We start from the raw sequence: 25876 nt of genomic DNA, 5'->3' as shown, positions 1-25876 counted from the left end.
ATGACACAGGACAGGCTGCGCGTCGTGGTGGTGGACGACCACTCGGTGATGCGCGCCGGAGTGGTCGCGCTGCTGGCCTCGGAGCCCACCATCGAGATCGTCGGCGAGGCGGGCGACGGGCTCGCCGCCGTCGAACTGGTCGAGCGACTGGAGCCCGACGTGGCGCTGATCGACCTGCGGATGCCGGTCCTGGACGGGGTGGCCGCCACCACTCGGATCGTCGGACTCGGCGGCCGGACCCGGGTGTTGATCCTGACCACGTACGACACCGACGTCGAGATCGAGCGCGCGGTGGAGGCCGGTGCCATCGGCTACCTGCTCAAGGACACCACTCGCGAACAACTCGTCGACGCCATTCGCTCGGCGGCTCGGGGCCAGACCGTGCTCGCCCCCAGGGTGGCCGAGCGGCTGGTCGCCCGGATGCGCCGGCCCGCCCCGGTGGTGTTGACCACCCGCGAGGTGCAGGTGCTCGACGCGGTGGCGGACGGGCTCTCCAACGCGGACATCGGCAAGCGGCTGGTGATCGCCGAGGCGACGGTGAAGACACATCTGCTGCGCGTCTTCGCCAAGCTCGACGTCAGCGACCGCACGCACGCGGTGGTCATCGCGATCGAGAGCGGCCTGCTGCCGCGGGCCGCCGACGGAATTCGCGACTGAGCACGTCCCACCGGCTTCGGGGCCGGGCCCACCCCCGGGCGGGCCCGCGGCGGATTCGGCGACCTCGCGACCCCCGGCGAACCTCGCGGGCCCCGATCCGCGCCGGGTCTGCATTCGTCCGTACCGGGGCGCGCCGGACCCCGGAAGAGCGCTCCTATATATAGGGGGTACGCCGGGCGCGACTTTCGGCGCAAGGAATCCGCTTTCCCGGAGCCACGCATCGTGATATCGGCGCGCTTTCCCGGCATGCCGGCTTCCGGACGGTCGCGTTCCGCGCCGGTGTCCCTCGAAAGGGGGGTGAATAGCCCCACGCGTGCGGGAAAGTGGCGCGGGTCACAGTTCCCCGGGTGGCTCGGATCGCATTCGGCATACTTTTCCGGCCGGTGGCGGAGTGCTGTCGCAGCGTGAATACACGCAGGCCGGGGACGGTTCGCCGGGCCATGGCCGGCCGGTTATACCCGGCGCCCCCGCGGACTACCATCGAGGGAATTGTGATGCCGCTCACGCCCGGCACGTAAGCCGGACATAAAGGCATTTAAGGCTCGGTCGAAATGCGGCTTTCGACCCCTCGGGCCGGGTGATCGCCCGGTCGCCTTCGGTGATGATTCGACAATGCGTCACGTGTCGACTGCGTATTGTGTATGGCTGGGGGTCAAAAGGGGCAAAACGTTCCCTGGTTTGCGGCCCGGTAAACGCGAATCCGGCCCGGAAGGCCGTCCCACGGGCCCCGGTGGGCATTTCTAATACCTATCCTGACCTGCGTAAATGCCCGAGCGGGTTGATACGGGCCGGATAACCTGTTTATGGTCCTGGCGATGTGCAAATCGCACCTCCTGGGTTCCCGCCGGCACGGCATGGCGGAACTCGCGGTCTGGGAGGGCCGCGGGGTTGCGGCATCGGACATCACGTCTTGGACGTGACCGTTCGGTTCCGGGCGGGGGTGATCCGCGAGGGTCGCGCCGGTCCATCCGCCCCAGGGGAATTCCGAGAGGAATGTATGTCTCTCCGCAACGCTTTCGGTCGCACCAACACGCACCGCGGCATGGGTCGTACCCAGCGCCGCCTGCGCACCGCGACCATCGTCGGCGTCGTCGCCGCCACCCCGCTCGTCGGGCTCGCGACCGCGACCTCGGCCGGCGCTGCCACCACTTCCACGTGGGACAAGGTCGCCCAGTGCGAGAGCGGCGGCAACTGGTCCATCAACACCGGCAACGGCTACTACGGCGGTCTGCAGTTCACGCAGAGCACGTGGCGCGCCAACGGCGGTACCGGCAGCCCGCAGAACGCCTCGAAGGCCGAGCAGATCCGGGTCGCCGAGAACGTGCTCCGGACCCAGGGCCCGGGTGCCTGGCCGGTGTGTTCGGTCAAGGCCGGTCTGACCCGCGGCGGCGGCAGCCCGTCCTCGGACGCCGGCAGCACCACCACGAAGAAGGCGTCGACCCCGAAGAAGGAGTCGACCAGCAAGACGAGCACCCCCAAGAAGGTCGCCGTCGCGCCCAAGAGCGAGACGCCGAAGAAGGCCGCCCCGGCGAGCAAGCCCGCCGCGGCTCCGGTCGTGGAGACCACCTCGACCACCTCGACCGCGGGCGAATACGTGGTCAAGACCGGTGACACGCTCAGCGGTATCGCCGCGGCGAACAACGTGGGCGGCGGCTGGCAGGCGCTGTACGCGAAGAACCAGGGCGTGGTCGGCAGCAACCCCGACCTGATCCTCCCGGGCCAGAAGCTGGTCCTGCGCTAGAACTCCCCGGGGCCGGGTCGGTCCTCGAGCGTTCGGCGTACGCCGTGTGGTGCCCGCGACGCGGTGCACGGCGTCGAGTGAGTGGTGCGTGGAACAAGGCAGTGCGCGGGGCGAGTCCCGCGTGTTCGGTCGGGGGCGGCCGTATCTCCTGTGGGAACACCGGGAGATGCGGTCGCCCCCGACCTTTTCCTACGATTCGGTCGGTGTGGTGCGCTTTCCGTCACCGCGGTGACGGCAGTACCCCGACGCGCCGTGGAGGGGACGGGGCGTCGCGAGGGGTCCCACGGGCCTCTCGACCGGCCTCGGTGGCACCGTCAGGTGCGACCGGGGCCGCGCTGCGTCCGGGCCGCCTCGGCGGCGCACAGCGACTCCAGGCGGCGGGCGATCGACGCCGCGCGTTCGACCAGCACCCGGGCACGTTCGTGCTCGGCCTCGCTCCACTCGCCGGGGTCCGCGCGATGTCCGCCCGGATGATGACCGTTGTTGCCCATAACCGCTTGGTTCCCACCGGATGGGGCCGATCATTCACGATGTGCCGGCTCATCACTCGTGATGCCGATCACGTCCGTTCCCCGGAGGTCGGCCACACCCCAGCGGCAGGAGGCCGATTCGGGCCACACTGACGACCATGACGACTCTGATCGCCGGGGCCAATGTCCCGGTTCCCGCGGGCCCGCTGACCCTGGTGATCCGCCGCGCGGCGGACGCGCCGATCGCGGACGTCTCGGCGCTGCTGCTCGGATCGCACGGCAAGGTGCGCTCGGACGAGGACTTCGTGTTCTACAACCAACCGAGCGCGGCCGACGGCGCGGTGCGCCACGTCGGTCCGACGGCCGGCGGCGAGGCGGTGGTGGCGGATCCGGCCGCGCTGCCCGCCGACGTGGATCGGGTGGTGCTGGCCGCGTCGGTGCACGAGGGCACCTTCGCCGCGGTGGGCGGTTTGGCGCTGGTGGTCCTGGACGGATCGGGCGCCACCGTCGCGACGTTCGCGGTCGAGGCCGCGGGCAGCGAGACGGTGATGGTGCTCGGCGAGTTGTATCGGCGCCAGGGCGCTTGGAAGTTGCGCGCGATCGGCCAGGGCTACGACACCGGGCTGGCCGGGCTCGCGAGCGACTACGGCGTGGACGTCGGCGAGGAGGACGAGACGCCCGCCGCGGCCGACGCCGCACGGCCCGCCGGGACGCTGCCGGTCGCGCCGGTGGGCGGGACGCCCGGGTGGGCGCCGCCGCCGTACAGCGACGAGCCGACGATGCGGTTGCCCGCGCCCTCGGAGGACCCGCAACTGGCCGGGCTGCCGCCGGAGGTGGGCGCGCGGATCTCGCTGCGCAAGGAGGCGGTACGGATCACGCTGGAGAAGAAGGGCCTGCGCGAGGTGCGCGCCCGGGTGGCGATCGTGCTGGACCGGTCGGGTTCGATGCGGGAGCTGTACGGGAACGGCGCGGTCGGGCGGCTGGTCGAGCGGATGGCGCCGATCGCGGCCCGGCTCGACGACGACGGCGAGCTGGACGCGTGGATCTTCGCCGACGAGTTCGCGCCGCTGGCACCGGTCCGGATCCCCGAACTGCCGCGCTGGATCGCGGACAACGTCTACATCGACGGCCGCAACAACCGGCCGCAGTCGCCGCCGTTGCCGGACGGCGGGCAGCGTGTACCGGACCACCTCTCCGGCGTGTTCGGCGGAAACAACGAGCCCGCGGTGATCGAGGACATCATCGCGCGCTACCGGCGCGAGCCGGGCGCGCCGGTGTTGGTGTTGTTCTACTCGGACGGCGGGGTCAACCGCAGCAAGCAGATCCAGCGGCTGCTGACCGACGCGGCCGGACTGCCGATCTTCTGGCAGTTCGTCGGCCTGGGTCGGTCGAACTACGGGATCCTGGAGCGCATCGACACGATGCCCGGGCGACTGGTGGACAACGCGGGCTTCTTCCAGGTCGACGACATCGACCGGATCTCCGACGTCGAGCTGTACGAGCGCATCCTGGCCGAGTTCCCGCAGTGGTTGACCGCCGCGCGGGCGGCGGGTGTCGTGCGCTGATCCGGCGCGGGAGCGCGGGGTCCCGGGTCGGCGCCCTGCGGGCCCGCGCCCGCGTCCGCGGCTCGTGCGCCCGAGGTGACCGGAAGCCGACGCGATGTCGTCGGAATGGTCACAATGGGACATTGCGCCGTGCTTTGCCGCACGTCGTCGTGCAGCCTGGGTACGGGGAGGTGTTCCATGCCGGTATCGGGCGAGTTCGCCGAGTGGGCCGCAGAGCTGACAATGCGTCATATTCCGGCGGCGGTACGACGGGCGACCGGTCGGCGGATCCTGACCGCGATCTCCGGCGGCGTCGTCGCGGCGCGGATCGGGCTGGTGGACCCGGCGGTGCACGTGGCGGTGGGGATCGGCGGCCCACCCGAGGCCGAGCTGATCGGGCACGCCGCAGGCCGATTGGCCGCTCCCGCCGCCGCGTTCGCGAATGGCATGTTGATCGGCGCGACGCGGCCGGACCCCGAGCACGTGGACGTGGGCGGGGCGATGGCGGTGGTGCTGCCGGTCGCGCTGGCGGTCGGCCAGGAGGTCAAGGCACGCGGCGACGAGGTGCTGATCGCGGTGATCGCCGGGCACGAACTGGCCTGCCGGTTGGCCGCGTCGGACGGCTCACGCTCGGTCGGGGTGCTCGGCGGCGCGTTGGCCGCGGCCCGGCTGATGGCGCTGGACCGGGCCCGGATCCGGGACGCGGTGGGCATCGCGGGCGGGTTCGTGGGCGAGCCGATCGGCGCCGGCGGCATCCTCGGGCCGGCCGGCGGGATGGCGGCCGGCAACGCGATCGTCGCCGCGCGGCTGGCCGCCGCCGGGGCGAACGGGCCGCCGCGCGGGATGGACGAATTGCTCCGTGCCTGGCGGCTGCGGCCGGAGACGGTCCGGGCCGGACTCGGCGTCGAGTGGGCCTGCGCGCCGCACCCCGCCGCCGCCGGGACGACCGACTACCGATTCGACCTGGATATCTGTGAACGTCTCGGCGGCAGCCGTCGCGACGCCCGCGCCCTGGTCGCCGAGATTCGCGCCCTGGCCTTCGCCCCGTCCCTGGACTCGATCCTCGCCCTGACGGTGCGGATCGCCGCAGGCACGTGAGCGGGTGCGGCCGGCCGGCTACCCGATGCCGCCGTTCGCGGTCGGTCGACCCCGGCCGCCGCGGAAGGCGGCGCGGTAGTCCCTGGGCGCGACGCCGACATGGCGGGTGAAGTGTTGGCGCAGTGTCAGCGGCGAGCCGAAGCCGCACTCGCGGGCGATGGCCGCGATCGACAGGTCGCCGATCTCCAGGAGGCGCTGCGCGGCCAGGACCCGTTGGCCGGCCAACCAGCGCAGCGGCGAGGTGCCGGTGCCGCGGACGAAGTGGCGGGCGAAGCTGCGCTCGGACATGCCGGCGAGGGCGGCCAGTTCGGCGACGGTCCACGGATGCCGCAGGTCGTCGAGGACCAGGTCGCGCAGCCGGCCGAGGCTGTCGCCCTGTTCGGTGGGCGAGGCCGGCACCGGGTTGCTGATGAACTGGGCCTGCCCGCCGGACCGGAACGGCGCGGTCACCATCGTCCGGGCGATCTCGCCGGCGGCGGCGGCGCCGTGGTCGAGCCGGACCAGGTGCAGGCACAGGTCGATGCCGGCGGCCGAGCCCGCCGAGGTCCAGATCGAACCGTCGCCGACGAACAGCACGTTGGCGTCCACCGTGACCTTCGGATACCGGCGGGCCAGGTCCTCGGTGTCCAGCCAATGGGCCGTCGCCCGCCGCCCGTCCAGCAGGCCCGCCGCCGCCAGGACGAAGGCGCCCGAGCACAACGACGCGATCGTGGCGCCCCGCCGGTGTGCCGACCGCAGGGCTTCGAGCACGTCGTCGGGGAATACCTCGCGTCGCGGCTCGGTCCGCTGTTCGTTGCCCGGAACGACCACGAGATCGCACGTGTCCAGGCCGTCCAGGTCGTGATCGGGGACGCAGACGACGCCGGCGCCCAGGTCCACGCCGGCGCGCCGCGGGCCGCACACGCGCACCTCGAAGGCGGGCACCCCCCGGCCGGTTCGATCGACGCCCCAGATCTCGAAGGCGACCGCGTATTCGAACACCCGGACCGGGTCGAACAGCAGGATTCCCACGCGGCGCATGGCGGCAACCTATGCCTGTACCGACTCCGGAGCGAGCACGGCCCGGGAGTGGGCCGTCCTCGTTCCCGACCGACCCCTGTCGTCGGGGCCGTCGTTGGCGCGGCCCGCGCCCATCGGCCCCGTGACCGATGGGATCGAGCGAGCGGATCGGCGTACCCCACCTCCCGGGAAGAGCCTCGGGGCGGGATGCGGGGTACGCCGGCTCGCTTTCGATCCTCGTCGCCGGCGTCGGGTCGCCGTGAGTGGCGGAAACGCCAACCATGAATGGATTCCTGCCACGACCCGATGCCTCGGGTGTGCATAAGTTATCCACAGGCTGTGGAAACTTCTGGTGGATGCCGGGGATTCCTGTGGACAAGGCGTGTCCCATCGTGGGCCGGGCCGACCGCACCACCTCGGGGACACGCCGTCAGACCCCCTTGCGGGCGGGCACCTCGTCCGGGTCCAGGCGGCGCATGTCGGCGAACCCGTCACCCGTGGAGTAACTGTCCTCGCACACCACGAGCGCGTCCGCGTCGAAGCCCCACACGATCGCCATCTGCGTCTCGTACAGGTAGAACGCGTCGACGTCCGCCACCACCCGACCCATCCCGGCCAGTACCCGGCCCGGATAGGCGATCCGGAGCAACCCCTCGGTCACCACCGTGTCCTGATCCACCGTCAGCCGGTCGATGTGGTGCGCGAGTCGGCCGCAGTCGTTGTCGACCACGGCACGATAGAACTCGCGGACCTCGGCGTGCGACTTGGGGGCCCGATCGACCGGCGACGCTCCCCACTGGTGGTAGACCGCCCGCGGCGACACGGTGGCCATCAGCGCGTCCAGGTCGCCCTCGTGTTCGGCACGCATGTGTGCGACCAGTGTGGTCAGGATCGCGTGCCGACGCGGATCGTCCTCCGCCGCCAGGCGCTTCTCGGCCAGTTCCCACGTGCGTCGCGCGTCGATGAGCCCGGTCATGTGTGCACCCTCCGCCGGTCGTTGCCTCGCCCCGACACCTTGCACCGAAGTAATTGACTGTGCAATACAAATCTCTACACGTGTCGCACCGGCCGACCGGCCCATGCGGCGACGGATCGGCGGTTTCGCCCGATGCGGCGCACCGTGTTCCAGACGACGAGGTGGCAACGAAATGAGCGACGCAGGCGCAGTGCGAGACGCGAACGCGATGTTCGACCTGAGCGGTCGAGTGGCGATCGTCACCGGCGGCAGCCGGGGAATCGGCCGGGCGATCGCGCACGCGTACGCGTCGGCGGGCGCCTCGGTGGTGATCGCGAGCCGCAAGGCGGACGCATGCGAAGCGGTGGCGAAGGAGATCACCGATGCCGGCGGCCGGGCACTCGCGGTGCCCACCCACTGCGGCGAACTCGACGCCCTGGCCGCCCTGGTCGAGGCGACCGTCGCCCACTTCGGCGGCATCGACATCGTGGTGAACAACGCGGCCAACGAACTCGCCCAACCTGTGGGCGAGATCACTCCACAGGCGTGGGAGAAGTCGTTCGCGGTGAACCTGCGCGGACCGGTGTTCCTGGTCCAGTACGCGCTGCCGCACCTGATCGCCTCCGGGCGCGCATCGGTGCTCAACGTGGTCAGCGCCGCGGTGTTCACCCGCGCCGAGGGCAAGGGCCTGTACGCGGCGGGCAAGGCCGGCCTGGTCGCCTTCACCCGCACGATGGCGGGCGAACTCGCCGAGCACGGCATCCGGGTCAACGCGATGGCCCCGGGCGCGGTGGAGACCGACATGGTCCGCAAGACCGGCCCCGAGATGATGGCCCGGATGAAGGGTGCCGCGCCGCTGAACCGGATCGCCGCGCCGGAGGAGATGACCGGCCTGGCGCTGTTGCTCGCGTCGGATGCGGGCAGCTTCATGACCGGCCAGATCGTCAGCATCGACGGCGGGCTGACCGTGCACTGAGCCGATCGGCGCTCAGGTGCCGTGCGACGACGCGGTGGCGCCGATCACCGGGACCAGCGGGTCCGGCAGCGGATAGACGCGTTCGACCGGCACCGCCTCGGCGGCGGCCGGATCACCGGCGCGGACCAGGTCGTGCACCCGATGCGCGAGCGCGGTCACGTCGGTGATCCGGCGGGTCCACTCTTCGGCGTAGGCCCGCGTCGCCCACCCGGCCAGCCCGAGCTGCAACGAGCGATGCGCCAACGGCCGCAGCGACAGGTCGCGTTCGGGGTCCCACTGGATCCGCACGGTGGTCGCGTGCAACCGCCGCCCCCAGGCGTCCCGGTCCGGGTGGGTCGGCTGCTCGTAGTGGCTCAGACACGCCCCGGCCAGCGCCGCCTCGAACCCCTCGCGGCTGATCTCCAACGCCAAGACCCGCTCCTGCCGAGGCTTGGTCGCCCACCCGCACCGGTACATCATCCAGGTGAAGCTGGGCTTGACCCAGGTCATCCGCTCCCGACTCCAGGTGTCCGGAAACCGCTGATCGCGGACGGCCGCATCGGCGATCTGCGGCTTGTACGCCTGATACACCGTGATGGTGTCGTCGGTGTACGCGGCGCGGATCTGTCGGTTCGGTGTCTCCATGCCCGCAGTGTGTCGGTGCGGCCCGGCCCGGACCACCCGTTTTCGCCGGCCCGCGGGAGGCGCCGGAGAGGGCGTGAACCGGGCGTGAGCCGGCTCCCAAAAAATGCTTGATATTGACAAGCGATCCCGAGTCGGAGAGATTCGATGTTGCCGGGTGACACGCGTTTCCCGGTCCATATCGATGTGCAGCGCGGGGCAGACCCGACCGCGACCCTTCCGTGCCCGGCGGGCGTCGACCCGCGTCGCGACCACGCGATCCACGCACGTGAAGGAGCAGCGACGTGCATCTCGCCCCGACCCCAGCGCAGGACGCTCTACGGGCAGAGCTGCGGGACTATTTCACCCGCCTGATCACCCCCGACGTCCGGGCGGAACTCGACCGCGAGGGCGAGGCCGGCGGCCCCACCACGCGGCGGGTGCGCCGGCAACTGGGCTCCGACGGCTGGCTCGGCATCGGGTGGCCGACCGAATACGGCGGCCAGGGCAAGGGCCCGGAGATGCAGTTCATCTTCTTCGACGAGGCGTACCGCGCCGGCGCGCCGGTCTCCATGGTCACCCTGAACACCGTCGGCCCGACCCTGATGAAGTTCGGTACCGAGGCGCAGAAGAGCTACTACCTGCCGAGGATCCTCGCGGGCGAGATCATCTTCGCGATCGGCTACAGCGAGCCCTCGGCCGGCACCGACCTGGCGTCGCTGCGCACCCGCGCGGTGCGCGAGGGCGACGAGTGGGTGATCAACGGCCAGAAGATCTTCACCTCGACCGCCCAGGGCGCCGACTGGATCTGGCTCGCCTGCCGGACCGACGTGGACGCGCCCAAGCACAAGGGCATCACGATGATCCTGGTGCCGACCACCGACCCGGGCTTCTCCTGGACCCCGATCGTCACCGTCGGCGGGATGACCACGACGGCCACGTACTACGACAACATCCGGGTGCCCTACGACAACCTGGTGTTCGAGGAGAACTCGGGCTGGAAGCTGCTCACCAACCAGCTCAACCACGAGCGGGTCGCCCTCGCCGCGCTGGGCATGCAGGCCGAGGACTTCTTCGCCGAGGTGCTGGAGTGGGCCCGCGAGACCGAGATCGAGCCGGGCGTCAAGGTGGTCGACCAGCCGTGGGTCCAGCTCAAGTTCGCCGAGACCTACGCACGCCTGTCCGCCGTCCGGATGTTCAGTTGGCGGCTCGTGCACGACGTGGGCAACAACACGCTCAACGCGGGTGACGCGTCGGGCGTGAAGTTCTTCGGCACCGAAGGTGCCATCGAGGTGTATCGCAACCTGATGGAGATCGTCGGCCCGGACGCGACGTTGCGACCGAAGTCGCCCGGCGCGTTCAGCGACGGCCTCCTGGAGGCGATGAACCGCCGCGCGCAGATCAACACCTTCGGCGGCGGCGTCAGCGAGGTCCAGCGGGAGATCGTCGCCATGGTTCGCCTTGGCATGACCCGAGTGAAGCGGTGAAGGACGACATGACCGACCCCATCAGCCAGGACAAGGCCGCCTTCCTCGCGGTCGTCAAGAAGTACGAGGGCGTGCACGACGTCTCCGGCGTGCTCGCGCTCGACCCGGTCAACGGGCCGATGATCCGGCACTGGGCCGAGGCCATGGGCGACACCAACCCGGTGTACACCGACCCCGAGGCCGCCGCCCGGACCCACTTCGGCGAGATCGTCGCGCCCGCGGCCATGCTCCAGGTGTGGATCATGCGCGGCCTGGAGGGCGGCGCCCCGGCGAACTCGGCGACCGGCGAGTTGTACAAGCACTTCACCGACAACGGCTTCGGCTCGGTGGTGGCCACCAACTGCGAGCAGGAGTACGTGCGCCCGCTGCGGCTGGGCGAGGTGGTGCAGTACGACCAGCTCATCGAGACCGTGTCCGAGCAGAAGACCACCGGCCTGGGCACCGGCCACTTCATCACCACGCTGACCAACATCTACGTCGAGGGCGAGGGCGGCCGCGAGTTGGTCGGCACGCACCGCTTCCGGATCCTGCGCTACACCCCGCACAAGAAGAAGGCCGCGGCCGCGCCGCCGGTCGAGCGGCCGCTGCGCCCGCGCAAGGTGGTCAACAAGGACAACCAGGCGTTCTGGGACGGTGTGGCCGACGGGAAGCTGCTGTTCCAGAAGTGCGTGGACTGCGCGACGCCGCGCTTCCCGTTCGCGCCCGGCTGCAACAAGTGCGCGTCGCTGGAATGGGAGACCGTCGAGTCGGCCGGCAAGGGCGTCGTCTACTCGCACGTCACCATGCACTACCCGAAGTTCCCGGCGTTCGACATGCCGTACGCGGTCGGCCTGATCGAGCTGGAGGAGGGTGTGCGGATGCTCGGCAACGTGCTCGGCGTCCCACACGACGAGGTCCGCATCGGGATGCCGGTGGAGCTGGAATTCGTCACCCACGACGCCGAGCTGACGGTGCCCGCGTTCCGAGCGGTTGGGGAGAACTGATGGACTTCAACCTCACCGAGGACCAGCGGGAGCTGTCCTCGCTGGCCGAGCGCATCTTCGCCGACCAGTCCACCGACGAGCGGCTGAAGAAGCTCGCCCAGTCCGACGCGGACCTGGACGCCGAGCTGTGGGGCAAGGTCGCCGAGGCCGGTCTGGTCGGCGCGTTGATCGAGGAGCGGCACGGCGGCGGCGAGCTGGGCCTGGTGGGCCTGGCGCTGCTGCTGGAGCAGCAGGGCCGGTTCACCGCGCAGATCCCGCTGCTCGACACGGTCGTGTACGGGCTGCTGCCGCTGCTGCGTTTCGGTTCGGACGAGCTGATCGAGGCCGACCTGCCCGCCCTCCTGGACGGTTCGCGGATCGTGGCCGGTGCGCTCGCCGAGGTCGGCGCGGGACTGCCCGCCGTACCGAAGGTGACCGCCCGGCGGGACGGCACCGGCCATCGTCTGGACGGCGACAAGCGCGCGGTGGCCTGGCTCACCGTCGCCCACCGCGTCCTGGTCACCGCCTCCCTCGACGGCGCGCTCGCCGTGTTCACCGTGGACGTGGACGCGGACGGCGTGGCGATCGAGGCCGCGCCGACCACCGCGCCGTGGGCGTCGGGCAACCTGCGGCTGACCGACGCGCCCGCCCGACTGGTCGGCACCGCCGAGGCCGGCCCGGAGATCGCCGGGTGGATCGTCGACCGGGCGCGCGTCGCGCTGGCCGCGCAGCAGGTGGGCGTGTGCGCGCGCGGGCTGGCCCGCACGGTCGAACACGTGAACGCCCGCGAGCAGTTCGGCAAACCGCTGTCCACCAAGCAGGGCGTGATGTTGCGCGCCGCCGAGGCGTACATGGACACCGAGGCCATCCGGGTCACCACGCTGGAGGCCGCGTGGCGGATGGACCGGGGCGAAGCGGCCACCGAACAGGCACTGGTCGCCCGCTGGTTCGCCTCCGAGGCGGGCAAGCGCGTGGTGCACGCGTGCCAGCACCTGCACGGCGGCACCGGTTCCGACATCGACCACCCGATCCACCGCCACTTCCTGTGGGGCCGTCAGATCGACGTGACCCTGGGCAGCGGCATCCAACAGCTCGCCGCGCTCGGCAAGCTGCTCGCCCACGCGCCCGCCCAGGGAGGCAGCCGATGACCACCGAGGACCTCGTGAGCCGGACCCACGCGGAGGTGTCCGTCGGCGACGAACTGCCGCCGCTGGCCATCCCGCTGACCCGCACGCTGATCGTGTCGACCGCGCTGGCGACCCGCGACTTCCAGGACGTGCACCACGATCCGCAGCTTGCCGCGGACAAGGGCTCGCCGGACATCTTCATGAACATCCTGACCAGCAACGGTCTGGTCAGCCGCTACATCACCGGCTGGGCGGGCCCCGAGACCGAGCTGCGCAAGGTCGCGATCCGGCTCGGCGCCCCGAACTACCCCGGCGACACCATGACCCTCACCGGCACGGTGACCGCGAAGACCACCGCCGAGGACGGCACCCCCCTCGTGGAGATCGCCGTCGTCGGAGCCAACAAGCTCGGCAATCACGTCACCGGCACGGTCACGGTGAAGCTGCCGGAAGGAGCCGAAGCGTGAGCCTCAAGCACGCCGACAACCTGCGCGGCAGGACCGCCATCGCCGGCATCGGCGCGACCGAGTTCTCCAAGGAGTCCGGTCGCAGCGAACTGCGCCTGGCCGTCGAGGCGGTGGGCGCGGCCCTGGACGACGCCGGGATCGCACCGTCCGAGGTGGACGGCCTGGTCAGCTTCACGATGGACACCAACCCCGAGATCGCGGTCGCCGCCGCGGCCGGGATCGGCGACCTGACCTTCTTCAGTCGGATCCACTACGGCGGCGGCGCGGCCTGCGCCACCGTCGCGCAGGCCGCGATGGCCGTCTCCAGCGGGGTCGCCGACGTGGTGGTCTGCTACCGCGCGTTCAACGAGCGCTCCGGCCGTCGATTCGGCTCCGGCGTGCTCCAGCGCGACCCCACCGTCGAGGGTGTGGGCCTGGGCTGGAACATGCCGCACGGGCTGCTCACCCCGGCCTCGTGGGTGGCCATGTTCGCGCAGCGCTACCTGCACGTGTACGGCGCGACCACCGAGGCGTTCGGCCACGTCGCGGTCGCCGACCGCAAGCACGCGGCGAACAACCCGAAGGCGTACTTCCACGGCAAGCCGATCACGCTGGAGGACCACCAGAACTCGCGCTGGATCGTCGAGCCGATGCGGCTGCTCGACTGCTGCCAGGAGACCGACGGTGCCCAGGCGATCGTGGTGGTCAGCGCCGAACGGGCCAAGGACCTGAAGCAGAAGCCCGCGATCATCAACGCGGCGGCGCAGGGCGCGGGTCGCCTGCAGGACCAGATGACCAGCTTCTACCGGGACGAGATGACCGGACTGGCCGAGATGGGCGTGGTGGCCAAGCAGCTCTGGCAGACGTCGGGGCTGACTCCCGACGACATCCAGACCGCGGTGCTCTACGACCACTTCACCCCGTTCGTGCTGATGCAGTTGGAGGAGTTCGGCTTCTGCGGGCGCGGCGAGGCGCCGGCGTTCGTCGCGAACGGCGGCCTGGAACTGGGCGGCAAGCTGCCCACGAACACGCACGGCGGCCAGTTGGGCGAGGCGTACCTGCACGGCATGAACGGCATCGCCGAGGGCGTGCGGCAGATCCGCGGCAGCTCGGTCAACCAGGTCGAGAACGTGCACAACGTGCTGGTGACCGCCGGCACCGGGGTGCCGACGTCGGGGCTGGTGCTGGGCGTCGAGTAGCGGGAGCGGTGCCGACGGGGGCGAACAGGGCGAACACCCCCGAGGGTTTGGGCCGCACGGGTGACGCGTCGGCGCGTCACCCGTGCGGTCCACCGGTACGGCCGTACGTGGTGCGCAGCGTGGTGGGACGCCCGATTCCCACCACGCGAGGAGCTCTCGTGCGCCCGCTGACCACTCGTCGGATCGCCTCGACCGTATTGCTCACCGCCGTGCTCGGCCTGTTGCCGGCCGGGCTCGCCGAAGCCGCCGGCGCCCGACCGGAACGTTCCCGGAGGGTGACCGCGCCGGGCTTCGACACGTGCGAGACCCCCACCGTGGAGACCATGCGTGCCTGGCGGGAATCGCCGTACCGGGTGGTCGGGATCTACGTCGCGGGCGACAACCGGGCCTGCAAGAGCAGCCGGCTGACCTTCGACTGGGTCAAGGCCGTCCACGCCCAGGGCTGGGACTTCCTGCCCATCCAGGTGGGCCTCCAGGCACCGTGCACGCAGTCCGGCAAGACCGGCCGGATCGACCCGGCGCGCGCGGCCCGACAGGGGGTCGCCGAGGCGAACGACGCGGTGGACCGCAGTGCCACCCTCGGCTTCCGGCCGGGCAGCGCGATCTGGTTCGACATGGAGGCGTACGACAACACCGACGCCGGCTGCCGAACCGCGGTGCTGGACTTCGTGTCCGCGTGGTCCGACCGGGTCCGCGAACGCGGCTACGTCGCCGGCTACTACAGCAGTCTCAGCTCCGGCATCGCCGACCTGATCGAGGCGGTCGACAAACGCCCGATCCCGGACGCGGTCTGGTACGCCCGCTGGGACGGGCACGCCGGCACCACCGGCGACGGCGCGCTGCCCGACGGATACTGGCGCGGCCGGCGGGTGCACCAGTACACCGGCAACGTCTCGGAGACACACGGCGGCAAGCGCGTCGTCATCGACCGCAACGCGGTCGACGGACCGGTCGGGGTGTTGTGACCGCTCCGGGACGGACCGGCACGGCCCCGCGCCGGCCGGACCCGAAACGGTCCGACCGGCGAGGTCCGTACCCGGGCTCAGCCCCGGTCGAGCTCGCTGACCTCCAGCGCGCCCTCCGCGTACTGACGCCGGATCACCTTCTTGTCGAACTTGCCCACGCTGGTCTTGGGCACGGCGGTGATCAGGCTCCACCGCTCGGGCACCTGCCAGCGCGCCACCCGGCCCGCGAGATAGTCGCGAAGCTGCTCGACCGTGGTCGTGGCGCCCTCGCGCAGCACGACGGTGGCCAACGGGCGCTCGCCCCACTTGTCGTCGGGCACGCCCACCACGGCCGCCTCGACCACGTCGTCGTGACCCATCAGGGTGTTCTCCAACTCGACCGACGAGATCCACTCGCCGCCCGACTTGATCACGTCCTTGGCCCGGTCGGTCAGCCGCAGGAAGCCGTCGGCGGTGATGGTGCCGACGTCGCCGGTACACAACCAGCCGTCCTTGAACCGGCCGCCGCCACTGGCGTCCACCGAACCCTCGTCGCCGATGTACGCGCCCGCGATCCACGGCCCGCGCACCAGCAGTTCGCCGACCGCCTCGCCGTCGAGCGGGACGTCCACGCCGTCCGGGCCGACCAGCCGGGCCTGCACCGAGGCGGGCAGCCGACCCTGCGAGATCCGGTACGGGAACGCCTCGTCGCCGGTGAGCCCCGCCGGCGGGCGGGCCACCGAACCCAGCGGCGAGGTCTCGGTCATCCCCCACGCGTGGATGATCCGCACCCCGTGCCGCTCCTCGAACGCGTGCATCAGGCCGGGCGGGCAGGCCGAGCCGCCCACCACGACCTCCTTGAGCGAGGACACGTCGGTCTTGTGCACGTCCAGGTGGTCCAGCAGCCCGGTCCAGATGGTCGGCACCGCGGCGGCGAAGGTCGGCTTCTCCGCAGCGATCATCGTGGCCAGCGGCTCCGCCTGGAGGAACCGGTCGGGCATCAGAATGGACGCGCCGCACAACATCGCCGCGTACGGCAATCCCCACGCGTTGACGTGGAACATCGGCACGACCGGCAACAACAGGTCCGCCGAGCCCAGGCCGAAGCCCTCCATCGCACACACCTGCATGCTGTGCAGGTAGGTCGACCGGTGGCTGTACACGACCCCCTTCGGGTTTCCGGTGGTCCCGGACGTGTAACACATGGCGGCGCCCTGCCGCTCGTCGATGTCCTCGGCCCAGTCGAACTCGGTCGGCCGGCCGGCGAGCAGGTCGTCGTAGCGGTGCACCTGCTTGCCGCAGTCCGCGAGCGGGGCCAGATCGGTGTCGGCGCCGGTGACCACGACGTGTTCCACCGTCGCGAGGTGGGTCAGCAGCGGGGCGGCCGGCGCGGCGAGCGAGCCGTCCAGCACCAGGACCCGGTCCTCGGCGTGGTTGGCGATGTAGATCAACTGCTCCGGCGGCAGGCGCAGGTTGAGCGTGTGCAGCACCGCACCCATCGACGGGATCGCGAGGTAGCACTCCAGGTGCTCCTGGTTGTTCCACAAGAACGTGGCGACCCGCTCGTCGCCGGTGATGCCGAGCTCGCGCAGGGCGTGGGCCAGTTGCGCGGACCGGCGCCCGACCTCGGCGTAGGTGGCCCGCCGGGGCGTACCACCGGTCCAGGTCACCACCTCCGAACCACCGTGCACCGTGGTGCCGTGGCGCATGATGCGAGCGATCGTCAAGGGCACGTCCTGCATCGTGCTCAGCACTGTGTGGCCTCCCTGCATTCGCCGGACGGGGACCGGTCGAGGTGAAGGGATTCTTTCTCGCCGATCGGGTGGTTGTCAGCCCCCGGGGCTCTCGGAATCGGGCCCGTGTCGAGCGCCGACGCACGCGCCGGCGACGATCCGCCGTGCGCCCGTACGGGTGAACCAGGCGCGGCGATCGGCCGATCGGGCCGGACGAGCGGAAGAATGCGACGGTGTCCCGGTTGCTCCGGATGACACATCGTTTTCGGCATAACGCCGCGAGCGTTCGGTAATTCCCGCTTTTCCATGCTTCCGGAGGGGGACCGGCGAGCCCTCGACTCCCGCTTGGAGGGCGCCCCATGTACCCGTTGGAGGTGCGACCCGAACCGCACCGACCGTACGACGTCGTGTTACCGGACGCGCTCGGCCATCCCGTGCTCGGCTTCCGGGACGGCTACTGGTTCCGACTCGATCGGGACGGGCCCCCGCGTCCGTTGTGCGCACGCACCGCGATCATCGGACATCCGGAGTCCGCCGGGCCTATCGTGCAGGTCATGTGTTGGTGGATGCGCGAACACCACGACCACCCCCAGGCGATGGATCTGGCCACCGAACTGGCGCTGGCCGTCGGCGAGATGAGCCGTCGGCTGCACGCCCAGGGGCCGGCGGCATGGTGAGGCGGTGCGGTTCGGTGCGGATACGGCGGGTGCCGTGCGGGCCCCGGGTGCCGGCGGTCCGGGTGCGTACGTGTGCGATTCCCCGCTGCCGGAGCGGTCCCCGGCGTCGGTGCGGATGACCGGGACGTCGGGTGGGCGGCCTCCGGGGCGCGCCCGGGTGGTCCGCCCGTTCGGGTGACGCGCGGGTGGAGCGCGGGTCACCCGACGGCTACGAGGGTGAAGCGATCTTGCCGAGCAGGTCGACGATGCGCTGCTGGACGTCCTCGCGGGTCGATCGCTCGGCCAGGAACAACACGGTCTCGCCGGTCTGGAGCCGATGCAGGTCGTGTTCGACCAGGTCCAGCGTGGTGTAGACGACGATCGGGGTCGAGTGCAGGCGCGCGTTGTTGCGCAGCCAGTCGACCACGCCCATCCGGCGCCGGCGCACCAACATCAGGTCCAGCACCACGAGGTTGGGCTCGACGCTGGACGCCTTGGAGACCGCCTCGCTCTCCGAGGCCGCGTGCACCACGTCCATGCCACGCCGCTCCAGGGACGCGGTGAACGCGGACGCGATGTCCGGATTGCCCTCCACGAGCAGTACGCGCGAGGCGTGCCCGGCGCTGTCCGCCGGAGCGAGCGAGCGCAACAGCACGGCCGGGTCGGCGCCGAACGCCGCGTCCCGGGTGGCCTGCATCAGGCCGGCCGTGACCAGCACCGGGATCTGCGCGGCGGTCGCGGCGGTGCGCAGCGACTGGAGCGCGGTCCGGGTGATCGGGCCGGTCAGCGGATCCACGAACAGCGCGGCCGGCTGCACCGGGACGCTCGCGTCGACCTCCTCGCGCGAACGCACCAGCAACGGACTCCAGCCGCGCGCGGTCAGCGCGCCCGCCGTCGCGGTGTCCGGCTCGGGCCAGACCAGCAGCCGGCGCGGTTGGCCGTCCGGCGCGGGCGTGACCATGGTCGGCAGGTCGGCCCCGGACATCGCCTCGACGTCACCGGGCGGCCCGCCCGGGAAGCCGGACCGCCGGCCCTGGACCGGAATCGGCTGATCCGGCGCGGCCGGGATCGGCGGCAACAACTCGGTGGGCATGTCGGCGGCGGCGGGCCGGCCCGGCCGATCCTGCACGCTGGTGCTGCGCCCCGAACCGTCCGACGTGCGGCCCTGCGCCGGGATCGGCGCCGGTGGCGTGGACAACCGGCGACGCGCCTGGGCGCCCTGTGGGGCGTGCGTGCCGTTGAGCCGCCCACCGGCCGCGGGTGCCTGGGGAGCGGGTGGGGCGGCGGGCCGTTGCGGCAGCGGCGTCGGCTCGACCCGCTCGACCTCGGCACCGCCGTGGTGGGCGACGCCGCGGTGCGAACCGGAGGGTCCGGCCGCGGACTCGCCGGCGTCGTGTGCGTCGCGCGAGGGCCGACCGCGACGCGAGCGCGGCGGATAGACCGCCTCGAACGCGCCGCTGTTGTTGCGGGCGGCCTCCTCGGCCTCGTCGTACGCGTCGGCGTCCGGTCGCTCGTGTTGCCCCTCGGACGCACCCGAACCCGCGGGCACCAGCGGCACCGGCGCGACCGTGCCGGGCGGCAACGCGAACGGCCCCTGCGGCGCGGCGGCCACCGAACCGGGCGGCGGCGGCGCGGGCACCGGCGGCGTGGCGGAACCGACCGGCTCCAGGCGGGCGCGCGGCGGTTGTGCGCCGCGTCCGCGCACGGCGAGTTCGACTCCGCTGCCGGGCGTGGGGCGTGGGGCGACGTCCTTCGTGCGGGCGGCGCCCGAACGTGCCTTCGGGTCGGGGGCGTTCTCGCTCTCCGGCTCGTTCTCGGCGGTCTCGGTCGCGGCCGCGTCGTCCGCCTTCGGCTCGCTCGTCTCGGCCGGCGTGTCCTGGGCCTCGTCGGTCGACGTCGTGGCGTCCTCGGCGTCGTCGGCGTCGGATTTCGCGTCCTCGGCCTTGGCGTCCTTCGTATTCCCGGCGTCCTTGCCGGTCTTGCCGCCCTTGTCGGCGGCCGGGTCCGGTCGGCCCGTCTGGCGGGCCCGGCGGCCCTTGGCCGCGCGGTGCTCGCCGGAACTCTCGGCCTGTTCGGCGGCCTCGGCGTCGGCGGGCAACTCGACCACGTACGTGCTGCCCCGACCGGCCATGGTGTGCGACTCGACGGTGCCGCCGTGCGCCTCGACCACGGCGCGGGCGAGCGGGACCCGAACGGCGCTGCCCCGACTCTCCGGGCCGCGCACCTCGATGCGCGCGACGTTGCCGCGCTGGGCCGCCGCGACCACGACGGTGGATCCTTCCGGACCGGCGGCGACGACGTCCGCGAGCAGATGCCCCAGGGCCCGGGTCATCGCGTCCACGTCCACCCGCACCCCGACCGGCGACGCGTTGACCGCGAACTCCACCCCCGCGCCGCGGGCGAGGTAGGTCACGGTCTCCATGGCCCGATCGACCAGATCGTCCACCGTGGTCGGCACCCGCTCCGGCTCGGTCGCCGCGTCGGCGTCGTCCTTCGGCTCGACCTTGTCCGTACCGCCGGCCGCCTGGTGCGCGAGCACTTCGCCCGCGAGCTCCTCCAGGCTCTCCAACTCGCCCGCGACCTGACGCACCATCCGTCGGGCCCCGTGGCCGACCTCGCCGACCGCGCCGTCGGCCACCTTCTTCAGCCGACCACGCACCGCGGCGAGTCGGCCCAGTATCTCCGCGTCGACCAACTCGGCGAGCTGGGAGCGCCGTTCGGCGAGCAGCTTTTCCCGTCCGGTGTCGCTGAAGGTCATCACGGCGCCGACCACGGTGCCGCCGAGCAGGATCGGCGCGGTGATCATGTCCACCGTCACGTAGCCCTCGTCGCCGCGCCACAACACCTGGTCGCGCAGCCGCTGTCGGCGGCCGTTGCCCAGGGTCACCAGCGGCGGGCACTCCTGTGCGGGCAGCGGCGTGCCGTCGGCGCGGGCGTGCATGAGCAGTTCGTGCACGCTCTTGCCGCCGAGGTCGCTCGCGCGATGGCGCAGGATCCGGGCGGCGGCCGGGTTGGCGAGCACGATGTTGCCCTCGGCGTCGATGCCGACGATGCCCTCGCAGGCCGCGCGCAGGATCATCTCGGTCTGCCGCTGCTGGCGGGCCAGTTCGGCCTCGACGTCGACCTTGCCGGTCAGGTCGCGCACGACGATCATCAGCAACTCGTCGTCGTATCCGGCGGGCAGGTTCGCGCTGGTCACCTCGACCGGGAAGACGCCGCCGTCGGTACGGTGCGCGGACATCCGGGTCGGCTTGGTCCGGGTGTCGCGCGAGTCGTCGGGTCGAACCGAACCCGGGATGCGTCGATGGTCGAACGAGGGCAACAGGTCCAGGAGACCGCGCCCGACCACGGGTGTGCCCGGCGCCTCCAGAACCTCCAGTGCCATGGCGTTCGCGTTGACGACGGTGCCGTTGCGATTCACCAGCAGGAGAGCATCCGGCAGGGCGTCGAGTATGGCGGCGAGGCGAGCAGCGCCTCGGGATGGCCTGCTGCTCACGAAGCGCGTACCTCCTCCGGTCCTCGGACTGCGCGACGGCCATCTTGCCCGTCGCCGCCGGGGCATGTCACGACCGACTATCCCATTGTTTTTGCAGTCACGTTGACGAGCCTAGTAATCTGTTCCTCGTCGGCAAACACCGATGGAGGCTTCGCCTAGTCCGGTCTATGGCGCCGCACTGCTAATGCGGTTTGGGTTCATCCCCATCCCGGGTTCAAATCCCGGAGCCTCCGCTTCCCGAACAGCCCGTCTGGTCCCACCAGGCGGGCTGTTTCGTGCCCGTCACGATGCCGTTTCGGTGAGCGCACGACGACCCCGGGTCACGACACCGGACGCGATGTCCGGTATACGGCTCTTTTCCGAAGCCGCGTCCCCGACCTCTCGTCCGCCGGCCACGACCGCTCGGTCGACCCGCGGCCGGCCGCCGCCGAGCGACCGTCGCACCCCGAACATGCGTCCGGCGATTCCCCCACGAGCCGACATGTCCGAAAAGGCGCTTTCAGCTCACAGCGAACGCGCCGAGCCCATCCTCGCGCGCGTCGCCGACCCTCGGGTCGCGCCCGCTCGGAGCACCCGGGCCGGCGGACCCGTTCGCCGGCCCGTTCCGCCCGTTCGCCGCCCGTCACCCCGCCGAGGCCGCCCGCCGATCGACACGGTCCCTCGAACGCCGCCCCACGACCGCCCGTTCCGGCACCGAACACCCACACGTAAAAGGCGCTTGATCACCGCTTGCCCGACTTTCGGCCACCCTCGAACAACGGATTTCACCCCCGGCCGGGGACCATGTATTGTTGACCTCGGTCCAAGCGACCAAGCGCTCGTAGCTCAACGGATAGAGCATCTGACTACGGATCAGAAGGTTGCAGGTTCGAATCCTGCCGAGCGCACACGCAGGTCAGGGCCCCTTTCCGCTAGATCCGGAAAGGGGCCCTGATTCGTTTTCCGGGGCCTGCAAGCACCGAAGTACAGCAGTAGCCGGGTCTAGCCCAGGCTGTCACCGAGTTGCTTGAGTGCGGCCCGCGTATCCGCACTCGGAACGTGGCTGTAGATCTCCATCGTGATCGCGATCTGTGTGTGGCGCATGATCTCCATCACGACGCGGGGGTGGACCCCGAGCGCCACCAGCAGCGACCCGCATGTGTGCCGGGTGTCGTGCAGCCGGATCACGCGCACGCCGGCCTTGCGGGACCGCGCCGGGAACATCTTGGTCAGGTTGCCCGGCTCGTATGACGTGCCGACGCCCGTCGTGAACACCAGATCCGACACCGGCCACGGCCCATCCACCCGCTTGCCTGCCGCGCGTTGCCGGGCCCGCCGATCCTCATGGGCCCGCCGGGCTGCCTCCTGCTGCTCACGACGAAGCTTCAGCGCGGCCACGCACACGTCTGGCAGAGGCAGCGAGGTGTCCGACGCCTCGGTCTTCGTCTCGCGATGCAGCAGTTGCCTGCCCGCGCGCTGGATCTGCCAACTCGGCGTCAGCTTGGCCGCGTCCAGGTCGACGCTGTCCCACGTCAGGCCCAGCACCTCCCCGCGGCGCAGGCCCAGCACGAGCACCAGGACCCACGCGGCGTAGAGCGGGTCGCCCTCGGCCTTGCAGAACTCCAGGTAAGTCTTCGCCTCTTCCACCGACCACGGTTCGAACTTCCGCTTGCGCGGCTTGCTCATCTTCACCAGCGCGGCCACGTTGCGGGTCAGCAGTTCCTCGGTCATCGCGTGCCCCAACATGGCCCGCAGCGCATCCCGCGCGGCGTTGATCGTGCGCTGTCCCGTTGCCTGCTTGCAGCACTTCCCGATCGCGCAGCAGCGTGGCCTACGCCGGACGTCCTTGTGGTCGGCGGGCCGTGCCGCGTCCTTGCCCTGAACGCAGCACTGGCAGAGCGTCTTGAGCTTGTTGAGCCACGTCCGCACGTCCCGCACAGTGAGCTTGTTGAGCTTCTTTCCGCCCAGGTGCGGCACGACGTACAGGCGGCACAGGCTCTCGTATGAGACATACGACAGCGGCGCCAATTCGGGCTTGACGTACTCCTCAAGCCAGTAGGCGACGTGCTGCGCGACGGTCGGCGTTGAGGTCGGCATCACTCCCTCTTTGGCCTTCACCTGGAGGGCCACCCACTTCTCGTGGACGACGTCGCGGGTCTTGCCGTACACGTACTTCCGGTCGCGGGTGCCGTCCGGCTTGTCCACCCACACGTAGGCGGCGAACCCGTTGCGGTAGGCGTAGATGGACCCTTCACCGTTGGCCCGCTGTCGTGTCTTCGTCACGGGCGCATCTCCGCTTCCGCCGCTGTGGCGAGTCGGTTCACGTAGTCATCCACCCACCGCCCGAGGATGCGCCGGTTCCGCCCGTCCTTGATGGACACGATGCGGCGCTGGGCCACGAGCATCTTGGTCTTCGAGGGGCCGTAGCCGAGCATGAGAGCGACCTCGGCCACGGTGTACCACTTGCGTTCGATAGTGCTCGCAGACGTCGGCGACGCCGGTGCGGGCAGCGTGCTCACGTTTCCTCCTGTGGTCACTCGGAGGGCGACGCATCTCGGGCGTCGTCCCCCTTCCTCCCAGATCCGCAACATCCGCCACGCCGCCACATCGCAGGTCAGGGGCTTGGTTTTGTGGCGGATAGCGGTTGTGTGGCGGATGGGTGCCGACACATCGGGGTGTGTCGGCACCGATCGGCGGGTGGTTCAGCCGGTGGCGTGGGCGGGTGGTGTGGCGTTTTCCGTGTGGCTGTGGCGGATGTCGGGAGGGGTATCCGCCACGGATTCGCCCTCGTTGACCTGCGGTGTGGCGGCGTGGCGGATGTTGCGGATTTCCGGGGGTGGGGGAGGGCAGTACCGCATCCAGGCGTCGGTGAGGTCTTCCGCGTAGTAGCCCTTGGGGGTGCTGCCGGATGCGGTGCGGATCCCGCGCGGTTTGATGGGCTTGTTGCCCGGGGTGACGTATTGGCCGAGCAGTCGGGCGAGCATGCGGGGGGTGAGTGGCTTGTCGTCCACGTCGCTCCATTGGGCGTCGTCCAGGACGAGCAGCCTTTCGATGACGGCGGTGGTGGGCATCCGGTCGACGCCGGGGAAGACCCGGTCGCGCAGGTCGGTCAGCAGCCGGACCCCGATGGACGCCTGGTCGTCGTCCCGTGCTGCGTTGACGAGTTCGGTGCAGGCCGCGCGTGCCCGCTCGGGCCAGTGGCCTCCGGCCGCGTCGGCGACGGCGAGCAGGGGTTCCCAGACGTCGGCGGGGCGGTCGGTGACGCCGTCGGGCATCTCCGGCCATGCGTCGGCGACCGCGTCGCGCACGGTGTCGGCCCACTCGGCGAGTCGGTCCCGCAGGGCGTGTCCCTCCTTCTCGTGGAGGCGGCGCCGGTAGGGCGAGACCTTCTCGTTCGGTGCGCGCTTGCGCATGCGGATGATGATCGAGCGGGTCAGGATCGTGTCGGGCAGGGAGCCCAGGCCGGCCATGGCGACGGCGCAGAAGGAGGAGAACCATCCGGCGTTCTGGTTCGAGCCGTCGCCGACGCAGCGCAGGGACTTGGCGCCGCGCCGGTAGCCGGAGTTGAGGAATCCGCGGACGGGTTCGTTGTCCCCGGCCGCGGGGCCGAAGACGGTGTCGATCTCGTCGAAGAGGAGGGTCGGTGCTCCTTCGGTGGCCTCCACGAGGCGGAAGAGGGCGTTGGCGGACGCGTTGACGGTCATCGCCGCGTTCGGCGTCAGCGTCTCCACGATCTCCAGCGCGCGGGACTTGCCCGAACCGGGTTCGGGGGACAGGAACGCGAGGCGGGCGGTGCCGTCGAGCACGTCGATCAGGTGGGCGTGCGCGTCCCACAGGGTGACGGCGACGTAGGCGGCCTCGGTGGGGAAGACGTTGAACCTGCGGTGGAACCGCTCGACCTCATCGAGCAGTTCGGCCCCGTCGATCGTGGGCGGGGTGTCGGTCATGCGGTGGTTCTCCTGTCGCTCGTGGGGTGCTGCCACGCAACCGGCCCGGGGCGACGCGGGGGATCGGTCTCCCGGATCGGCTGCCGGGTCGGACGGGGCCGGGGCGGTCGGCGGGTTCGGTGGTCCGTCGGCCGCCCCGGGGGTGTCAGACCTTCAGGTCGGCGATCTCCTTGGTGCGGTTGGGGAAGAGGACGCGGCGGGAGACGGTGGCGAGGACGATGCGCTTGTTGGTGCGGTGTGCGGAGGTGAGCAGGTTTCGTCCGGTGGTCAGGGCTTGGGTGTCGGTCGGTTCGCTGTAGTTCTTGCTGCCGCGCTTGTTGCCGGCGGCGTCCTTGAACTCGATGTGGAACTCGGCCATGGCGGAGCGACCCTCCTCGGGTGATGTGCCGGTGGGGTTCGGTTGGTCAGGAGGCTGTTGCCAGTCCGTTGCGGACGGCGCGGCGGGCGTAGGGCTTGGGCACGCCGACCGCCACGGCGGTGGTGACGATGTCCTCGGCCAGTGCTTCGAGTCCGCACGGGCCGGGGCATCGGGTGTGTTGCTTGGCGAGGAAGCGGGCGACGCCGTAGGCGCTGGATCCGGCGCCGGTTTCGGTGTGGCTGCGGACGATGGCGAGTCCGCGTTCGAGTCCGGTGCGGACGTAGGTCTCGGTGTGGCGGCATCCGGTGGCGACCGCGCGCGCCCATCCGCTCTGCGTCGGTGGGGCGGAAGAGTCCACCCCGCCCAGGGGTCGGGTGGTCTCTTGCCCTTCCCGGTTCAGCAGGGCACGGACGGCCGGGGGCAGAGGGGCCACGTGGCCGGTGCCGGGTCCGAGCCATCGGGCGTAGGCCATGCGGGACTTGATGTCCACGCGGGGCCGGAC

The 25876-nt window shown here is 71.1% G+C and carries 22 protein-coding genes, 2 tRNA genes and 1 pseudogene; 14 read left to right on the top strand and 11 right to left on the bottom strand.

Annotated features, from left to right (window positions below):
* Together ACFXMF_RS24945 and ACFXMF_RS24940 are read left to right on the top strand one after the other, a co-directional pair.
* The gene (locus ACFXMF_RS24945; RefSeq protein WP_379990323.1) at positions 1 to 657 is read left to right on the top strand and encodes a response regulator; all 657 of its coding nucleotides are present in this window, start codon (positions 1 to 3) and stop codon (positions 655 to 657) included.
* 1042 nt (positions 658 to 1699) lie between these two features.
* Positions 1700 to 2398, top strand: coding sequence for a transglycosylase family protein (locus ACFXMF_RS24940; protein WP_360311155.1), 699 nt, complete (start codon positions 1700 to 1702; stop codon positions 2396 to 2398).
* A gap of 314 nt (positions 2399 to 2712) precedes the next feature.
* On the opposite strand, the gene ACFXMF_RS24935 is transcribed toward ACFXMF_RS24940, so the two are convergent.
* A complete protein-coding gene (locus ACFXMF_RS24935; protein WP_379990324.1) occupies positions 2713 to 2889 on the bottom strand; it encodes a hypothetical protein in 177 nt (58 codons plus the stop codon).
* A gap of 137 nt (positions 2890 to 3026) precedes the next feature.
* Here ACFXMF_RS24935 and ACFXMF_RS24930 point away from each other — a divergent pair, with 137 nt between their 5' ends.
* A complete protein-coding gene (locus ACFXMF_RS24930) occupies positions 3027 to 4433 on the top strand; it encodes a VWA domain-containing protein (RefSeq protein ID WP_360311151.1) in 1407 nt (468 codons plus the stop codon).
* A gap of 177 nt (positions 4434 to 4610) precedes the next feature.
* Entirely contained in the window at positions 4611 to 5510 is a 900-nt protein-coding gene (locus ACFXMF_RS24925) for an MmgE/PrpD family protein (RefSeq protein ID WP_379990325.1), read from the top strand.
* A gap of 18 nt (positions 5511 to 5528) precedes the next feature.
* On the opposite strand, the gene ACFXMF_RS24920 is transcribed toward ACFXMF_RS24925, so the two are convergent.
* Both ACFXMF_RS24920 and ACFXMF_RS24915 read right to left on the bottom strand, forming a co-directional pair.
* Positions 5529 to 6530 carry a helix-turn-helix domain-containing protein gene (locus ACFXMF_RS24920; protein ID WP_360311147.1) on the bottom strand — a complete coding sequence of 334 codons (1002 nt, stop codon included), beginning with the start codon at positions 6528 to 6530 and terminating at the stop codon, positions 5529 to 5531.
* A gap of 409 nt (positions 6531 to 6939) precedes the next feature.
* Positions 6940 to 7485, bottom strand: a complete 546-nt coding sequence (locus ACFXMF_RS24915) for a nuclear transport factor 2 family protein (protein WP_360311145.1) — start codon at positions 7483 to 7485, stop codon at positions 6940 to 6942.
* A 172-nt stretch (positions 7486 to 7657) separates the two neighbouring features.
* Between ACFXMF_RS24915 and ACFXMF_RS24910 the strand changes: the two genes are divergently transcribed.
* Entirely contained in the window at positions 7658 to 8440 is a 783-nt protein-coding gene (locus tag ACFXMF_RS24910; protein WP_379990326.1) for an SDR family NAD(P)-dependent oxidoreductase, read from the top strand.
* A gap of 12 nt (positions 8441 to 8452) precedes the next feature.
* Here ACFXMF_RS24910 and ACFXMF_RS24905 read toward each other — a convergent pair whose 3' ends face one another.
* Positions 8453 to 9064 carry a DUF4291 domain-containing protein gene (locus tag ACFXMF_RS24905; RefSeq protein WP_360311141.1) on the bottom strand — a complete coding sequence of 204 codons (612 nt, stop codon included), beginning with the start codon at positions 9062 to 9064 and terminating at the stop codon, positions 8453 to 8455.
* A gap of 281 nt (positions 9065 to 9345) precedes the next feature.
* On the opposite strand from ACFXMF_RS24905, the gene ACFXMF_RS24900 reads away from it, so the two are divergent.
* From ACFXMF_RS24900 to ACFXMF_RS24875, 6 genes are all read left to right on the top strand, one after another.
* Positions 9346 to 10527 carry an acyl-CoA dehydrogenase family protein gene (locus ACFXMF_RS24900; RefSeq protein ID WP_360311139.1) on the top strand — a complete coding sequence of 394 codons (1182 nt, stop codon included), beginning with the start codon at positions 9346 to 9348 and terminating at the stop codon, positions 10525 to 10527.
* Between the two features lie 8 nt (positions 10528 to 10535).
* Positions 10536 to 11510 carry a bifunctional MaoC family dehydratase N-terminal/OB-fold nucleic acid binding domain-containing protein gene (locus ACFXMF_RS24895; RefSeq protein ID WP_379990327.1) on the top strand — a complete coding sequence of 325 codons (975 nt, stop codon included), beginning with the start codon at positions 10536 to 10538 and terminating at the stop codon, positions 11508 to 11510.
* Positions 11510 to 12637 (top strand): acyl-CoA dehydrogenase family protein, encoded by a 1128-nt coding sequence (locus ACFXMF_RS24890; protein WP_360311135.1) that lies wholly within the window; start codon positions 11510 to 11512, stop codon positions 12635 to 12637. The genes ACFXMF_RS24895 and ACFXMF_RS24890 overlap by 1 nt, the downstream gene beginning before the upstream one ends.
* A complete protein-coding gene (locus tag ACFXMF_RS24885) occupies positions 12634 to 13083 on the top strand; it encodes a MaoC family dehydratase (protein WP_360311133.1) in 450 nt (149 codons plus the stop codon). Before ACFXMF_RS24890 ends, ACFXMF_RS24885 begins: the two co-directional genes overlap by 4 nt.
* A complete protein-coding gene (locus tag ACFXMF_RS24880; protein ID WP_360311132.1) occupies positions 13080 to 14261 on the top strand; it encodes a lipid-transfer protein in 1182 nt (393 codons plus the stop codon). The genes ACFXMF_RS24885 and ACFXMF_RS24880 overlap by 4 nt, the downstream gene beginning before the upstream one ends.
* A 158-nt stretch (positions 14262 to 14419) precedes the next feature.
* Positions 14420 to 15226: a DUF1906 domain-containing protein gene (locus ACFXMF_RS24875; RefSeq protein WP_360311130.1), complete on the top strand. Its 807-nt coding sequence runs from the start codon at positions 14420 to 14422 to the stop codon at positions 15224 to 15226.
* A 77-nt stretch (positions 15227 to 15303) separates the two neighbouring features.
* Here ACFXMF_RS24875 and ACFXMF_RS24870 read toward each other — a convergent pair whose 3' ends face one another.
* Positions 15304 to 16959 carry a long-chain fatty acid--CoA ligase gene (locus ACFXMF_RS24870; protein ID WP_360311128.1) on the bottom strand — a complete coding sequence of 552 codons (1656 nt, stop codon included), beginning with the start codon at positions 16957 to 16959 and terminating at the stop codon, positions 15304 to 15306.
* 338 nt (positions 16960 to 17297) lie between these two features.
* Here ACFXMF_RS24870 and ACFXMF_RS24865 point away from each other — a divergent pair, with 338 nt between their 5' ends.
* Positions 17298 to 17615 (top strand): hypothetical protein, encoded by a 318-nt coding sequence (locus tag ACFXMF_RS24865; RefSeq protein ID WP_360311126.1) that lies wholly within the window; start codon positions 17298 to 17300, stop codon positions 17613 to 17615.
* Positions 17616 to 17823: 208 nt separating this feature from the next.
* Here the strand turns inward: ACFXMF_RS24865 and ACFXMF_RS24860 are convergent, their stop codons facing one another.
* Positions 17824 to 21090 (bottom strand): PAS domain-containing protein, encoded by a 3267-nt coding sequence (locus ACFXMF_RS24860; RefSeq protein ID WP_360311124.1) that lies wholly within the window; start codon positions 21088 to 21090, stop codon positions 17824 to 17826.
* Positions 21091 to 21234: 144 nt separating this feature from the next.
* Here ACFXMF_RS24860 and ACFXMF_RS24855 point away from each other — a divergent pair.
* A tRNA-Ser gene (locus ACFXMF_RS24855) sits at positions 21235 to 21323 on the top strand.
* A 581-nt stretch (positions 21324 to 21904) separates the two neighbouring features.
* Positions 21905 to 21977, top strand: a tRNA-Arg gene (locus ACFXMF_RS24850).
* A gap of 94 nt (positions 21978 to 22071) precedes the next feature.
* Here ACFXMF_RS24850 and xerC read toward each other — a convergent pair.
* The 5 genes and pseudogenes from xerC to ACFXMF_RS24825 all read right to left on the bottom strand — a co-directional run.
* A complete protein-coding gene (gene xerC / locus ACFXMF_RS24845; RefSeq protein WP_379991531.1) occupies positions 22072 to 23352 on the bottom strand; it encodes a tyrosine recombinase XerC in 1281 nt (426 codons plus the stop codon).
* Positions 23349 to 23588, bottom strand: coding sequence for a helix-turn-helix domain-containing protein (locus ACFXMF_RS24840; protein ID WP_379991532.1), 240 nt, complete (start codon positions 23586 to 23588; stop codon positions 23349 to 23351). Before ACFXMF_RS24840 ends, xerC begins: the two co-directional genes overlap by 4 nt.
* Before the next feature lie 183 nt (positions 23589 to 23771).
* Positions 23772 to 25016 (bottom strand): DUF3631 domain-containing protein, encoded by a 1245-nt coding sequence (locus ACFXMF_RS24835; protein ID WP_379991533.1) that lies wholly within the window; start codon positions 25014 to 25016, stop codon positions 23772 to 23774.
* A 145-nt stretch (positions 25017 to 25161) separates the two neighbouring features.
* Entirely contained in the window at positions 25162 to 25374 is a 213-nt protein-coding gene (locus ACFXMF_RS24830; protein ID WP_379991534.1) for a hypothetical protein, read from the bottom strand.
* A gap of 46 nt (positions 25375 to 25420) precedes the next feature.
* A pseudogene (locus ACFXMF_RS24825) lies at positions 25421 to 25876 on the bottom strand (DNA primase); the annotation flags it as partial.

Source organism: Embleya sp. NPDC059213 (assembly GCF_042754445.1).
GTDB lineage: Bacteria > Actinomycetota > Actinomycetes > Streptomycetales > Streptomycetaceae > Embleya.
The sequence above is the reverse complement of the archived record's forward strand: the minus strand, read 5'-3'. Positions and strand labels throughout refer to the sequence as shown.

Bases quoted from the DNA above. Each gene is read 5' to 3' on its own strand.
- ACFXMF_RS24915 (WP_360311145.1), bottom strand. From the start codon at position 7,485: ATGACCGGGCTCATCGACGCGCGACGCACGTGGGAACTGGCCGAGAAG.
- ACFXMF_RS24930 (WP_360311151.1), top strand. From the start codon at position 3,027: ATGACGACTCTGATCGCCGGGGCCAATGTCCCGGTTCCCGCGGGCCCG.
- ACFXMF_RS24910 (WP_379990326.1), top strand. From the start codon at position 7,658: ATGAGCGACGCAGGCGCAGTGCGAGACGCGAACGCGATGTTCGACCTG.
- ACFXMF_RS24920 (WP_360311147.1), bottom strand. From the start codon at position 6,530: ATGCGCCGCGTGGGAATCCTGCTGTTCGACCCGGTCCGGGTGTTCGAA.
- ACFXMF_RS24835 (WP_379991533.1), bottom strand. From the start codon at position 25,016: ATGACCGACACCCCGCCCACGATCGACGGGGCCGAACTGCTCGATGAG.
- ACFXMF_RS24925 (WP_379990325.1), top strand. From the start codon at position 4,611: ATGCCGGTATCGGGCGAGTTCGCCGAGTGGGCCGCAGAGCTGACAATG.
- ACFXMF_RS24945 (WP_379990323.1), top strand. From the start codon at position 1: ATGACACAGGACAGGCTGCGCGTCGTGGTGGTGGACGACCACTCGGTG.
- ACFXMF_RS24890 (WP_360311135.1), top strand. From the start codon at position 11,510: ATGGACTTCAACCTCACCGAGGACCAGCGGGAGCTGTCCTCGCTGGCC.
- ACFXMF_RS24940 (WP_360311155.1), top strand. From the start codon at position 1,700: ATGGGTCGTACCCAGCGCCGCCTGCGCACCGCGACCATCGTCGGCGTC.
- ACFXMF_RS24865 (WP_360311126.1), top strand. From the start codon at position 17,298: ATGTACCCGTTGGAGGTGCGACCCGAACCGCACCGACCGTACGACGTC.
- ACFXMF_RS24935 (WP_379990324.1), bottom strand. From the start codon at position 2,889: ATGGGCAACAACGGTCATCATCCGGGCGGACATCGCGCGGACCCCGGC.
- ACFXMF_RS24895 (WP_379990327.1), top strand. From the start codon at position 10,536: ATGACCGACCCCATCAGCCAGGACAAGGCCGCCTTCCTCGCGGTCGTC.
- ACFXMF_RS24830 (WP_379991534.1), bottom strand. From the start codon at position 25,374: ATGGCCGAGTTCCACATCGAGTTCAAGGACGCCGCCGGCAACAAGCGC.
- ACFXMF_RS24885 (WP_360311133.1), top strand. From the start codon at position 12,634: ATGACCACCGAGGACCTCGTGAGCCGGACCCACGCGGAGGTGTCCGTC.
- ACFXMF_RS24905 (WP_360311141.1), bottom strand. From the start codon at position 9,064: ATGGAGACACCGAACCGACAGATCCGCGCCGCGTACACCGACGACACC.